Raw genomic sequence first — 12,774 nt, 5'->3', positions numbered from 1 at the left:
AAGATGAGTGCAGACGAAAAAAGAATTCGCGATTTTGCCTATCAGATCTGGGAATCGGAAGGTAAACCCTCCGGCCATGATGAGCGTCACTGGGAAATGGCGCGCAAGCTGGCAGAGGCCGAAGCACTGTCACCCAACAAGTCCACCGTGCGCAAATCCAGCAAGCCGAAACTGCCTGAGGTAGACAGCGCCAAGGCGCCTGCCAAAGGCGCGGCCAAGCCGGTGGCCAAATCGGCTCCTGCGCCAAAGCCTGCGGCCGACAGCAAACCCAAGGCAGCGCCTAAAGCAGCGCCGAAGCCTGCGGCCAAGCCGGCTGCAAAACCGGCAACTGCGGCGGCGTCCGATGCGCCTTCCAAAAAAGATGCACCTGCCAAACCTGCTGTTGCGAAGAAGCCGCGCAAGCCGTCAAATTCTTGAAACTCTTCTGGCCCGGTGCCAGTCCATTGTTACAGGTCCCGCTCTGATCCAGAGACGGGACCTGCTGCAACCCCACACTTTATCTTCAATGTTGGAGCCCCTGCGGCTTCGATAGCGGTCTTGGCCGCTCAGAAAATCATTCGACGTCAGGAAGGCACCATGAATACGAAGTCAACTCCAGCGGCAGATGAAAGCTCCGCTTCGCACGATAATCCTGCCAGCACCCCGACGCGCATTCGTGAAGGGCTTCCCTTTCCTCTCGGTGCCAGCTGGGACGGTCTGGGCGTCAACTTCGCCCTGTTCTCGGCCAACGCCACCAAAGTCGAACTCTGCCTGTTCGATTCGACCGGTGAAGTGGAGCTGGAGCGTATCGAGCTTCCGGAATACACCGACGAGATCTACCACGGCTATCTGCCCGACGCTCACCCTGGGCTGATCTACGGCTACCGTGTTTATGGTCCTTACGATCCGAAGAACGGCCATCGCTTCAACCACAACAAACTGCTGATCGACCCGTACGCCAAGCAATTGGTCGGCGAGCTGAAATGGTCGGAGGCGCTGTTCGGCTACACCATCGGCCACGCTGACGGCGACCTGAGCTTCGACGAGCGCGACAGCGCGCCGTTCGTGCCAAAAAGCAAGGTGATTGACGAAGCCTACACATGGGGCCGTGACCAGCGCGTCGGGACGCCGTGGGACAAGACCATTTTCTACGAGACCCACGTGCGCGGCATCACCATGCGCCACCCTGAGGTCGCGGAAGAGTTGCGCGGTACGTTTGCAGGCCTGGGATCAGCGCCCGTCGTCGATCACATCCGCAAGCTGGGCGTGACGTCTGTCGAGTTGCTGCCGATCCATGCGTTCGTCAACGATCAGCATCTGTTGCAAAAAGGCATGACCAACTACTGGGGCTACAACAGCATCGCGTTCTTCGCCCCGGACCCCCGTTACCTGGCCAGCGGCAAGATCGCCGAGTTCAAGGAAATGGTCGCGCACCTGCACCATGCAGGTCTGGAGGTCATTCTCGACGTGGTCTACAACCACACCGCCGAGGGCAACGAGCTGGGTCCGACCCTGTCGATGCGCGGTATCGACAACGCCTCGTATTACAGGCTGATGCCGGACGACAAACGCTATTACATCAACGATTCCGGTACCGGCAACACCCTCGACCTGAGCCACCCTTGCGTATTGCAGATGGTCACCGACTCGCTGCGTTACTGGGCGTCGGAAATGCACGTCGACGGCTTCCGTTTCGACCTGGCAACCATTCTCGGTCGTTACCACGATGGCTTCGACGAGCGTCACAGCTTTCTGGTTGCGTGCCGTCAGGACCCGATCCTGCGTCAGGTCAAACTGGTCGCCGAGCCTTGGGACTGCGGTCCGGGCGGCTATCAGGTGGGCGGTTTCCCACCGGGCTGGATGGAATGGAACGACAAGTTCCGCGACACCGTGCGGGCGTTCTGGAAAGGCGACGAAGGCCAACTGTCCGACTTCGCTGCGCGCATGACCGCTTCGGGCAACATGTTCAACCAGCGCGGTCGTCGCCCTCAGGCGTCGGTCAACTTCATCACGGCGCACGATGGCTTCACGCTGCACGACCTGGTGTCGTACAACGACAAGCACAACGAGGCCAACGACGAAAACAACCAGGACGGCAGCAATAACAACGTGTCCTGGAACCACGGCGTCGAAGGTCCGACCGAAGACCCGGAAATCAACACCCTGCGTCTGCGCCAGATGCGTAACTTCTTCGCCACATTGCTGCTGGCTCAAGGCACGCCAATGATCGTTGCCGGCGATGAATTCGCGCGCACTCAGCACGGCAACAACAATGCCTACTGCCAGGACAGTGAAATTGGCTGGATCAACTGGGATCTGGACGAAGACGGCGAAGCGTTGCTCAAGTTCGTCACCCGTGTGATCAAGCTGCGTCAGAGCTACCCGATCCTGCGTCGTAGCCGCTTTCTGGTCGGCGACTACAACGAGGAAATCGGCGTTAAGGACGTAACCTGGCTTGCGCCAAGTGGCGAAGAAATGAGTGTCGAGCAGTGGCACGATGCCAACGGCCGCTGCCTGGGCATGCTGATGGATGGCCGCGCGCAGGAAACCGGCATTCGTCGTCCGGGTGCCGACGCCACGCTGCTGTTGGTAGTCAACTCGCACCATGACGGCGTCAACTTCACCTTGCCGGAAGTGCCGGAAGGCACCCATTACGAGTGCCTGATCGACACCAATCAGGACGATGCACGCAGCAAGGAGAAGTTTGCGTTCGGTTCGCATTACACCGTCACCCCACGTTCGCTGCTGCTGTTTGAAGTCAAGCGTGAAGATCAGCAATGACTGATGCCTTGAGCGAGTTTCTCGACTGGCGCAAGCATGGCTATGCCGATACGCATGCGCTGGGCGAGTGCTTGCAGGCACTGGTCAATGAAGGTCTGGATCAACTCCCGTTGCCTGCCCGCGGTCAGACTCTTGAGCGCTGGCAGGCGCTGGCCTGCGTGGCAGGCCACGACCTGGGGTTGTGCAAATTGTACGAGGGGCACACAGATGCGTTGGCGATCATGGCTGAGCTGGGTGCCCCGCCCCCCGAACAATTCAGCACCTGGGGCATGTGGGCGGCAGAGCCGCCGCAGGCACGGGTGACGTTAAGCGGCAAGGGCGATTCGCTTCGCCTGAACGGCCGCAAGGCCTGGTGCTCAGGCGCCAATGCCCTGAGCCACGCATTGATCACCGTGTGGGACGAGGCGCATCGCCAGCAACTGGTTGCGGTGCGCCTCGATCAACCCGGTGTGCACATCACCAACGATGGCTGGCGTGCAGTGGGTATGGGCGCGACGGGCAGCGTCGAGGTGATGTTCGAGAATGCCGACGGGCAGCTTGTCGGCGCACCCGGCGGCTACCTGCAAAGACCCGGTTTCTGGCACGGCGGCATCGGCATCGCAGCCTGCTGGTATGGCGCGTCCCGCTCCATTGCGCAGCGCCTGCTTGCGCACATCGGCAAACGTGAAGAGCCGCACGCCCTCGCCCATCTGGGCGCGGTAGACGTGGCGTTGCACGCTGCAATTGACGTCCTGCGTGCCGCTGCCGTGCACCTGGATCAGGCGCCGACGGAACCCGCCGAAATTCTGGCCCGGCGCTGCCGCGCCTATGTCGAGCAATCCGCAGAGCTGGTCATTCAACATGTAGGTCGCGCAGTGGGCGCAGGCCCCTACTGCAAGGACCCGCATTTCGCCCGATTGATTGCCGACCTGCCGGTCTTTTTACGGCAGAGCCACGCCGAGCAGGACCTGGCGGCGCTGGGCCAGTTGGCTGGCAAGCAGTCGCAGGCTGTCCGGCCCTGGTCATTATGAGACAGCATGTATGAAAGTGTACGGTCATGAGTGAAGCCTTTGTGGTGAGCGACAACGCATCGGACCAAGGCACACCGCTGGCCGCCTGGAATGCCTCGGCCAGACTGCGCGCATTGCCGGCGATCACTGCCGACCTGCTGGTGCCGCCCAACTGCCGGGCGGTGATCATCGCACCGCACCCGGATGATGAAATACTCGGCTGCGGCGGCCTGATGAGCCAATTGGCGCAACTGCAACGCAACCTGCTGCTGATTTCGGTGACCGACGGCACCGCCAGCCATCCGGGCTCAGCGCTCTGGCCTGTCGAGCGACTGGCCGAAAACCGCCCTCAGGAAAGCGCGCAAGCCCTGAACCTTCTCGAAATCCCCTTTGAACAGCTCGCCTGGACAAGAGGCGGCTTTGCAGATGGCACGCTTGGCGAACATGAAGACCGGCTGGTGGAGTTTCTTGCCCAGCAGTTGGGGCCTACCGATGTGGTGTTTGCCACTTGGGCAGGCGACGGCCACCCCGATCATGAAGCCGTCGGCCGCGCCAGTGCCAGAGCCTGCGCCAAAACAGGCGCTCAGCTTCACGAAGTACCGATCTGGGCCTGGCACTGGGCCGACCCCGAGGACGAACGCCTGCCATGGGATCGCGCCCGCAAACTGTTGCTGGACCCCATGACCCTCGCGCACAAACGCAGTGCGGCCCGGGCTTTTACCAGTCAGTTGCAGGGCGACCCGGCCATCGGTCTGTCGCCGGTACTGCCCGAGGCTGTTCTGGAGCGCCTGCTGCAACCCTTTGAGGTGGTGTTCACATGAGCGTCGCCGACAGCTATTTCGATGAGTTATTCCGCAACAACGACGACCCGTGGGCGTTCAAACAGCGCTGGTACGAGCGACGCAAGCGCGCCCTGACGCTCGCCGCCCTGCCCCGCGAGCGCTACAGCGCGATATTCGAGCCCGGTTGCGCCAATGGTGAACTCAGTGCCGACCTTGCCGAACGCTGCGACACGCTGATGTGTTGTGACACATCGACCCAGGCAGTCGAACTGGCGCGCCAGCGTCTGGCAGATGTGCCCCATGCCAGGGTTGTGCAAGCGCGCTTGCCGCAACAATGGCCGGCGGGGCAGTTTGATCTGATCGTCTTCAGTGAACTGGGTTATTACCTGGACGCCGCTGACCTGCATCGCCTGATCGACTGCGCATTGGCGGCGCTGTCGCCGGATGGCCAACTGCTCGCCTGTCACTGGCGCCCGGACATCGAGGGCTGCCCGCTGAACGCGCAGGCGGTCCATGCGATCCTGGCCGAACGGTTATCCATGCACCGACTTTTCAGTCATCACGAACAGGATTTTCTGCTGGACCTGTGGAGTCGTGATGGAACCTCCGTGGCAGAACAGGAATTCTCCGATGATCGGCATATTGATCCCGGTGCACAATGAAGAGCAGCTACTCGATTTGTGTCTCGAAACGATAAAACACGCTGCCGCGCACCCGGCCCTCAAGGGCGAGCGGGTGGAGGTGCTGGTGGTTCTCGACAGTTGCACCGATCGCTCGGCTGACATCGCACGTGCGCACGGCGTGATGATTCTCGAAGTGGCGGCACGCAATGTCGGACAGGCACGCGCTGAAGGTGCTGCGTTCCTGCTCGACAGAGGCGCACGCTGGCTGGCATGCACCGATGGCGACAGCAGCGTGGCCAGTGACTGGCTGGCCGAGCAATTGGCGCTGGATGCCGATGCGGTATGCGGAACCGTCACACCCGGAGACTGGAACAAGGACATCTCGGCCGCCGCCCAGGCGGCTTATCTCCAGCATTACCAGCAACGTGATGGTCATCGACACATTCACGGGGCCAATCTGGGCGTGAGTTCGATTGCCTACATCAGCGCGGGCGGGTTTCCATCACTGACCTGCCACGAAGATGTTCATCTGGTGCGCCAACTGGAGCTGATCGGCGCGCGAATCGCCTGGAGCTGTCGCCCCAGAGTGACCACCAGCACGCGCCTCGACTCCAAGGCCAGAGGCGGTTTTGGCGACTACCTGAGTTCGCTGAACGCCTGAGCGGCTGTCACTGACTGCTCACTACTGACTGCACGTCATTGATGATGCGCGGTTTGCATGCCTGAATGATCAGGGTCGGCAGAGTTGAGCGCAGTACTGAAAAACCGCACAGCTTCGGCACTCAGGTTGCGGTGAATGTCTTCACGGTCAACACCGTCCGGGTCGTTGCACAATAACGGTGCGGTCGCGCGTTGCTCGTCACTGCACGGGGCCATGAAGACAAAGTGCCCTGCCCCCGCCAGCAGCTTGTAATCCGGTGCCTGTGGCAGCTTGCGCGCCAGCGCTTCGGCGTTTCTGTCGAGCGCAAGCAGTTGATCGTCATCGCCGGCATACATCAGCACCGGCACATGGACATCACCCAGTGTGTGACGGCCAAACATCAGGCTCAACGGCGCCATCAACATCAACGCACCGACCCTCGGGTCAGCCTGGGCGTGCAAGTCATCCCGGTCGGCAACCAGCTCGCCCTGGGTCTTGCAGGCGTCACGGTCTGTCGGGCGTTCCAGGCAGTATTGGCGCAGGCGCTGCAGGTCAGGTTGCGCGCCAGCGAGTATCAACGCGGTCTCACCGCCTGCCGAATAGCCGATCACACCCACCTGACGGGCGTTGAGATAAGGCGCGAGTACGGGGTCGAGCAAGGCGGTGCTGATGGCTTCGGAAATCTGCAATGGGCGGCCATACAAATTGCTCAAACTGCCCAGACGACTGTGATCACGGTCGTTGTCGCCGGGGTGCACCACCGCAACCACCACAAAGCCCTGACGGGCGAGCGACGTTGCCAGGTCGTGCAGCGCCAGCGGCGTGCCGGTGTTGCCGTGGGACAGCAGCAACAGCGGGAAGCGGCCCATCGCAATCGGCGCATCTTCACTGGCTTCAACGCGGTAGCCGTGAATGGTGCTCAGGTGTTCGCTACCGGTTGAGGGGTAGAACGCAATGGCCTGCACGGGCTGTGAATCCAGCGGGTCGGGGAAACTCAGCGCGCGGTAGCCCGCGCTCCAGGTTTCATCCGCCTGAGCGTGCACCGAAATCAGGCTATCGAGCAGGCAAACCAGCATCACTGCACAAAGACGTACCATGGCAAGGCCCAACCTTTGCAATTCCGGAAACCTGGTCCGGACAGTCCATTAAGCGCTTGTGTCGAGCATCTTGCTCCAGCGCGCCGTTCTCACCCAGATGAGAGTGTTGAAAACAGAATTAGTGCACAAGCCGGGCCACAATCACCCTGCTGTTTTTCGCAGTGTTGAACCGTCTTGCAAACGCAGAAAAAACGCTCTGCAATGCCGTTAGTTTAGTACCGTCGTCGCCCGTTGACCTGTAAGGAAGCTGTCAAGCTTTGCGCCATAAACAAAAAACCCCACAACCCGACGCAAAACCGTGCGCGGAGTGTGGAGTTTTATTCAAGCAACTACCGATCAGGCGGCCAACAGTTCGCTCTCGATCTGCTGCTTCGCGGCGGCCATGGCGTTGGCGCGAGGCTCTTCGCCGTACGCCAGGCCGTGTGCGCGAACGAACTGCAGGTCGGTGATACCGATGAAGGCAAACAGTGCCTTGAGCAACTCTTCGTGGCCAGCGCCGGTTGGCAGACCTTGGTGCAGGCCACCGGAAGTGGAAACGATAATGACTTTCTTGCCGCCGCACAGGCCTTCAGGCCCGGCTTCGGAATAACGGAAAGTGCGACCGGCAACCGCAATGCGATCAATCCACGCTTTCAACTGCGACGGAATGCTGAAGTTGTACATCGGCGCACCGATCACCAGCACGTCGGCGTCGAGAAACTGCTGCAACGTGGCTTCGTTATTGTCGACTTCCTGCTGCTGAGCGGCATCACGTGCTTCTACCGGAGTGCCCGCGGCTGCAAGGCTGGCCGCAGAGAAATGCCCCAGAGCTTCGCTGGCCAGATCGCGGTACGTTACGTGGCTATCGGCGTGGGCGCTTTTGTACGCCTCAACGGCATCATGGGTCAACTGGCGCGAAGCGGAATGATCGCCGAGGATGCTGGAATCAAGGTGCAGAATGTTCATAGCGGGCTTCCCAAGTGAGTATCGCCGGTGGACGACCAAGTGAGGAGCATCCTATCTGTGATCGTAATACTTGATTAGTCGCCCTGAATGCGACTGTTCGTTCTATGTAAGGAACAATAAAGCGACTCTGGGTTGTGCGTCAGTTCCGTGAACGAGCTCTCAAAGGCATCCAGCAAGCCTCTGACGGCGGGCAGCAGCCCCCTGCGTGAGACGAACACGGCGTGCAGAATGCCGCACTTGGGGCGATGCGCATCGAACAGTTCCACCATACGGCCCTGCTGCAAGGCTTCCCTGACCAGAATTTCCGGCAGTTGCGCCACACCTACCCCCTGCAGAACAGCTTGCAATATGCCATCCAGATCCGAACTGACCAGCCGCGGCACGTGGCGCACTTCGACGTAATGGCCCGGCCCGTTTTCCAGCAGCCAGCGGTGTTCCGGCGTGGAGGACGGCACATCAAGGCTCGGCAGCCCGGCCAACGCTTCAAATGATGCGTCAGCCGGGAGCAGCGCAGCCAGGTCAGGGTGTGCAACCAGCCGTTGCGCGCTGTGGCCCAGCGTTTTGACCACCAGACCGTCGTCTTCCAGCGGCGGAAAACGTACCCGCAACGCGATGTCGATGTTCTCGCTCAGCGGATCGACACGCCGGTTGGTGCTTTCGATGTGCACCTGCACTTTGGGGTGCGCCGCCATGAAACCGGCAATGGCCTCATTGATGCCCATGGCCGCCATCGCTGGCGGGCAACTGATGACCACCTTGCCCTGGGGTTCGGATTTGGAACGCTGAATGGCTTCTTCGGCCGCGTCGGCCTCCACCAGCATCGCCACGCAATGGCCGTAATAATCGCGACCGCTTTCAGTCACGGCAAACTTGCGGGTCGAACGGTGAATCAGGCTAACGCCCAGGCGCTCTTCCAGCCCGGCAATGCGCCGACTGAGCTTGGACTTGGGGATCCCGAGCTTGCGGCTGGCAGGCGCAAAGCCTCGGCATTCGACCACCTGGACGAAATAAAACAGATCGTTGAGATCAAACACCCGGCCACCTCGCTTTCAGAGCCGCGAGTATGCAGCGCCATGGCAAGCGCCTCAAGACCGGGTTTACGGGGTTTGCAGGTTACTCAGCAGTCAAAAACGCCAGCACCGCCGCCGAAAACGCTTCCCCGGCCTCGACGCTGGACAGGTGCGCGGCGTAAAGCTCGATCATCTGCGCGCCCTGAATGCGCTCGACCATGAAGCGGCCGTCGGCAGGCGTTGTGACAGCATCCTCTGTGCCGCAGACCACCAGCACCGGCAGCGTGATCGAAGCAATCTGCTCACGGAAATCGGCGTCGCGCACCGCTGCACAATTGGCGGCGTAACCTTGCGGCGAGGTGCGAGCCAGCATGCCGACAACCGTGTCGACCCGATCCGGCTCGGCGAGTGCGAACGCAGGCGTAAACCAGCGCGCGATCGAGGCATCACGCAACGCAACCATCGCCGCCTGCCCGTCACGCAGCACGGTGTCGATACGAGGGTTCCAGATATCAGGGTTGCCGATCTTTGCCGCCGTGTTGCACAGCACGACCCGCTGCAAGCGCTCGCTTGCATTGATCGCCAGCCACTGACCGATCAGACCGCCCATGGACAGGCCGCAAAAAAACGCCTTGCCCATGCCCAGTGCATCCAGCAGCGCCAGAACATCGCGACCGTTCTGCTCAATGCTGTAAGTGCCCTCGCTGACCACTGATTTGCCGTGCCCGCGCGTGTCGTAGCGCAACACCTGAAAATGACCGGTAAACGCCGCAATCTGGTTGTCCCACATGTGCAGATCAGTGCCCAGCGAATTGGACAACACCAGTACCGGCTTACCGGCCGGGCCTTCGAGCAGGTAATTGAGTTCACCATCGGCGAGTTGCACAGCAGGCATACGAGGCTCCAGAGAAAGGCAAACCCGCACACTAATCAGTGTGGCGGCAGCATACAATCCGCTGATCGAATATCCGTGCGGCTATCGAACAGCTTGGCGTTCGACGCCAGATCCAGGAGGCACTGCATGTACAAAGAAAACACCCGGCACAAAGAAGACATCGCCAGATTCTGCCTGAGCCTGCCCGGCGCGCGCGAGGACTACAAATGGGGCGGCGTGCGGGTGTTTTCCATCGTCGAAAAGAAGATGTTCGCGCTCATGGACCTGACCGGTCAGGACCTCTCGTTCAAGGTCCACCCGGAATTGTTTCTGGGCTATGTCGATCGGCCCGGCATACGTCCTGCGCCGTATCTGGCGCGGGCACACTGGGTCAGCGTGGCAGACTTGCACACGCTGAGCGACGAAGAAGTCCGCGACCTGCTGACGCGCTCGCACCAACTGGTGGTGGGCAAGCTGTCGAAAGTGAAGCAGATCGGCCTGAAGTTATAGAGGCGCTGCCTGCAAAAAAGGCACTGTTTGCAAAAAGGGTAACGCCTGCAACAGCCGCTTGCCCAGAAACAGCCAGTCGATCCACAGCGCCTGATGCACTAGCACGATCAGCCAGAACACGACCTGAAAAGACACCTTGCGGGTCTTGTGGCGAAACGCCTGTTGCGCCAGCAATGCGCCCGGCCAGCCGCCCAGCAACTCGACTGTGTGCAGCACATTTTCCGGCGTGCGCTGGCCGCCGTTTCCGGCCTGGCGCTTGTCGTGGCGATACAGCACAAATGCAAACAGGCTCATGACCGTCAAGGCAATGGCCGGGATCATCATGCCCTGCCTGATCCACAGCAACGCCGAACCGTAGACAGGCAGCGCGCACAACAGCGCAAACACCACCCGCTTGAGGCGCAGTTGCTGAACGGGCGCCCTGCCCCGGCTGGCAGGCGCGCCAGTGCGGCGTGTGGTCGTCATTCCTTGGCCGACGCCCAGTCGATCCAGCCAAACTGCCAGGTCGCCAGAATCAGCAGGCCGAAGGCAATGCGATACCAGGCAAACACCGCGTAGCTGTGGGTGGCAATGAACTTGAGCAACGCGCGAACAGCGATCATCGCGAAGACGAACGAGGTGATGAAGCCGATGGCGAAGACCGCGAAGTCGTCCGGGCGAAACATGTCACGGTACTTGTAGCCCGAATACACCGCCGCACCAACCATGGTCGGCATGGCCAGGAAGAACGAGAATTCGGTCGCCGCCTTGCGTGACAGACCGAACAGCAGGCCGCCAATGATGGTCGAGCCTGAACGCGATGTTCCGGGGATCATCGCCAGACACTGCACCAGACCGATTTTCAGCGCGTCGCTCCACGTCATGTCATCGACGGTCTCGGTGCGCACCGTGTGCACCCGACGCTCGGCCCAGAGCATGATCACACCTCCAACCACCAGCGCAGTCGCCACAGTGATGGCGTTGAACAGGTAGTGGTGAATCGTGTCGGCGAAGATCACCCCCAATACGACAGCAGGCATGAACGCGATCAGCAGGTTGAGGGTGAAACGCTGCGCCTCTTGCTGCTTGGGCAGGCCCACGACAACGTCGAGAATCTTGCGCCGAAACTCCCAGACCACGGCCAGAATCGCACCCAGCTGGATGATGATATTGAAGGCCATGGCACGCTCGCCGCCAAAATCGATCAGGTCGGCGACGATAATCTGATGCCCGGTGCTGGAGATCGGCAAAAACTCCGTCAGCCCTTCCACAATACCCAATATCAACGCCTGAGCAGCGGTCCAAAGATCCATCATTCCCCCATGAAGCGATGCCGCAGGCTCGCTGTTTAATGTTGTTGTGTAAAAAATGGTTGCCACTATGCCGCCGCACGCCTGAACGTAGCTTGAACCTGCAGCGAGCCTGGAACTGCGCGTCGAGCGAGTGCCAGGCGCGGAATGCTAGCAGACCCGCACGCAGCGCGCCTGCTGGCGTTGCGTCTGACACAACTCAAGCTCCCCGCCGCGCGAAGAAGCGCATACAATCGCCGCCCTGACGCTCACAACCCTCATCCCTCTTACCAAGGAGCCGCCATGTCCGGGCTTGAACTCTTCGCTGCCGCCATCGGCGTTATCGCAGTCTGGCTGACAGTGAAGCAGAATCCCTGGTGCTGGCCGATCGGGCTGGTGATGGTGGTGATCTACATCTGGATTTTTTTCGATGTGAAACTGTATTCGGACATGCTGTTGCAGGTCATTTACGCCGGTTTACAGGTCTATGGCTGGCTGCAATGGACGCGCCACGGCAACGGCTTGCCGATCAAAAGGGTCACGGTACTGCCTGGCCGTTCGGTTGTTAACGGGCTGGCGGTCGGCGCGGTCATCAGTGTCGTGTTGGGCGCAGGCATGGCGCACTTCACCGACGCCGCACAGCCCTGGCTGGACGCGGCACTGACAGGTGTGGATGGCGCAAAAGCGCGTTCAGTGCTGGCCGCTGTGGATCCTGCTCGATGTGATTTTTGTCGGTCTGTTTGTCTATAAAGAGCTGTACCTGACCGCTGCATTGTATGCGCTGTTCACCCTGCTGGCCGTACAGGGCTGGCGCGAATGGCGCAACGATCTGGTGCTGCCGCGATGAAAGTCCTGGTGCTGACCGGCCCTGAATCGAGCGGCAAGAGCTGGCTCTCGGCCGAAATACAGCGTCGGTTCGGCGGGGTTCTGGTCGGCGAGTACGTGCGTCACTTCATCGATCAACAAGGCCGCGATACGACCTACGGTGATATTCCGGCCATTGCTGAGGGTCAACTGGCCTGGGAAGACGCTGCACGTGCTGCGCTGCCCCGCTTGCTGATTCTTGATACGCACTTGCTGAGCAACCTGCTCTGGAGCTGCGCCCTGTTCGGCGATTGCCCGGCGTGGATCGAACAGCAGTTGCTGAGCAGAACCTACGACCTGCACCTGCTGCTGTCCCCCGAAGGCGTGGAATGGATCAGCGACGGGCAGCGCTGCCAGCCCCACCTGCGCGAGCGCCAGGCCTTTTTCGACGCCAGCCGGGAGTGGCTGGCCC

Annotated in this window: 14 protein-coding genes and 1 pseudogene; 9 read left to right on the top strand and 6 right to left on the bottom strand. The window is 60.8% G+C overall.

The window, feature by feature from the left end:
- The first annotated feature begins 3 nt into the window (after window positions 1-3).
- From DW49_RS0100215 to DW49_RS0100190, 6 genes are all read left to right on the top strand, one after another.
- Window positions 4-417 (top strand): DUF2934 domain-containing protein, encoded by a 414-nt coding sequence (locus tag DW49_RS0100215; RefSeq protein ID WP_005618549.1) that lies wholly within the window; start codon window positions 4-6, stop codon window positions 415-417.
- Window positions 418-576: 159 nt separating this feature from the next.
- The gene (gene glgX / locus DW49_RS0100210) at window positions 577-2,760 is read left to right on the top strand and encodes a glycogen debranching protein GlgX (protein WP_024420521.1); all 2,184 of its coding nucleotides are present in this window, start codon (window positions 577-579) and stop codon (window positions 2,758-2,760) included.
- A complete protein-coding gene (locus DW49_RS0100205; RefSeq protein WP_024420522.1) occupies window positions 2,757-3,770 on the top strand; it encodes an acyl-CoA dehydrogenase family protein in 1,014 nt (337 codons plus the stop codon). The genes glgX and DW49_RS0100205 overlap by 4 nt, the downstream gene beginning before the upstream one ends.
- A gap of 26 nt (window positions 3,771-3,796) precedes the next feature.
- A complete protein-coding gene (locus DW49_RS0100200; protein WP_005618555.1) occupies window positions 3,797-4,570 on the top strand; it encodes a PIG-L deacetylase family protein in 774 nt (257 codons plus the stop codon).
- Window positions 4,567-5,193 (top strand): SAM-dependent methyltransferase, encoded by a 627-nt coding sequence (locus tag DW49_RS0100195; protein ID WP_005618557.1) that lies wholly within the window; start codon window positions 4,567-4,569, stop codon window positions 5,191-5,193. The genes DW49_RS0100200 and DW49_RS0100195 overlap by 4 nt, the downstream gene beginning before the upstream one ends.
- A complete protein-coding gene (locus DW49_RS0100190) occupies window positions 5,162-5,815 on the top strand; it encodes a glycosyltransferase family 2 protein (RefSeq protein ID WP_003380403.1) in 654 nt (217 codons plus the stop codon). The genes DW49_RS0100195 and DW49_RS0100190 overlap by 32 nt, the downstream gene beginning before the upstream one ends.
- A 35-nt stretch (window positions 5,816-5,850) precedes the next feature.
- Here DW49_RS0100190 and DW49_RS0100185 read toward each other — a convergent pair whose 3' ends face one another.
- The 4 genes from DW49_RS0100185 to pcaD form a co-directional block, all read right to left on the bottom strand.
- Window positions 5,851-6,891 (bottom strand): alpha/beta hydrolase family protein, encoded by a 1,041-nt coding sequence (locus DW49_RS0100185; RefSeq protein ID WP_005618563.1) that lies wholly within the window; start codon window positions 6,889-6,891, stop codon window positions 5,851-5,853.
- A 336-nt stretch (window positions 6,892-7,227) separates the two neighbouring features.
- On the bottom strand, window positions 7,228-7,836 hold the full coding sequence (locus DW49_RS0100180) for an FMN-dependent NADH-azoreductase (RefSeq protein WP_005618565.1): 609 nt from the start codon (window positions 7,834-7,836) through the stop codon (window positions 7,228-7,230).
- 74 nt (window positions 7,837-7,910) lie between these two features.
- Window positions 7,911-8,870 (bottom strand): LysR family transcriptional regulator, encoded by a 960-nt coding sequence (locus DW49_RS0100175; RefSeq protein WP_005618567.1) that lies wholly within the window; start codon window positions 8,868-8,870, stop codon window positions 7,911-7,913.
- Window positions 8,871-8,949: 79 nt separating this feature from the next.
- Window positions 8,950-9,741, bottom strand: a complete 792-nt coding sequence (gene pcaD / locus DW49_RS0100170) for a 3-oxoadipate enol-lactonase (RefSeq protein ID WP_005618569.1) — start codon at window positions 9,739-9,741, stop codon at window positions 8,950-8,952.
- 126 nt (window positions 9,742-9,867) lie between these two features.
- Between pcaD and DW49_RS0100165 the strand changes: the two genes are divergently transcribed.
- Window positions 9,868-10,230, top strand: a complete 363-nt coding sequence (locus DW49_RS0100165; protein ID WP_005618571.1) for an MmcQ/YjbR family DNA-binding protein — start codon at window positions 9,868-9,870, stop codon at window positions 10,228-10,230.
- Here the strand turns inward: DW49_RS0100165 and DW49_RS0100160 are convergent.
- Window positions 10,225-10,695 (bottom strand): DUF1294 domain-containing protein, encoded by a 471-nt coding sequence (locus DW49_RS0100160; protein ID WP_005618572.1) that lies wholly within the window; start codon window positions 10,693-10,695, stop codon window positions 10,225-10,227. The two genes, DW49_RS0100165 and DW49_RS0100160, sit on opposite strands and share 6 nt — an antisense overlap.
- Window positions 10,692-11,522 (bottom strand): undecaprenyl-diphosphate phosphatase, encoded by an 831-nt coding sequence (locus DW49_RS0100155; protein WP_005618574.1) that lies wholly within the window; start codon window positions 11,520-11,522, stop codon window positions 10,692-10,694. Before DW49_RS0100155 ends, DW49_RS0100160 begins: the two co-directional genes overlap by 4 nt.
- A 279-nt stretch (window positions 11,523-11,801) precedes the next feature.
- Between DW49_RS0100155 and pnuC the strand changes: the two are divergent.
- Window positions 11,802-12,345 (top strand): annotated as a pseudogene (gene pnuC / locus DW49_RS01000000127895) (nicotinamide riboside transporter PnuC).
- A partial coding sequence (locus DW49_RS0100145) for an AAA family ATPase (protein ID WP_024421047.1) occupies window positions 12,342-12,774 on the top strand: 433 nt, incomplete at its 3' end. The pseudogene pnuC and the gene DW49_RS0100145, both read left to right, overlap by 4 nt.

Origin of the sequence: Pseudomonas avellanae BPIC 631 (assembly GCF_000444135.1) — a bacterium.
GTDB lineage: Bacteria > Pseudomonadota > Gammaproteobacteria > Pseudomonadales > Pseudomonadaceae > Aquipseudomonas > Aquipseudomonas avellanae.
Note: the sequence above shows the minus strand (reverse complement) of the source record. Positions and strands in the feature narration are given on the sequence as shown.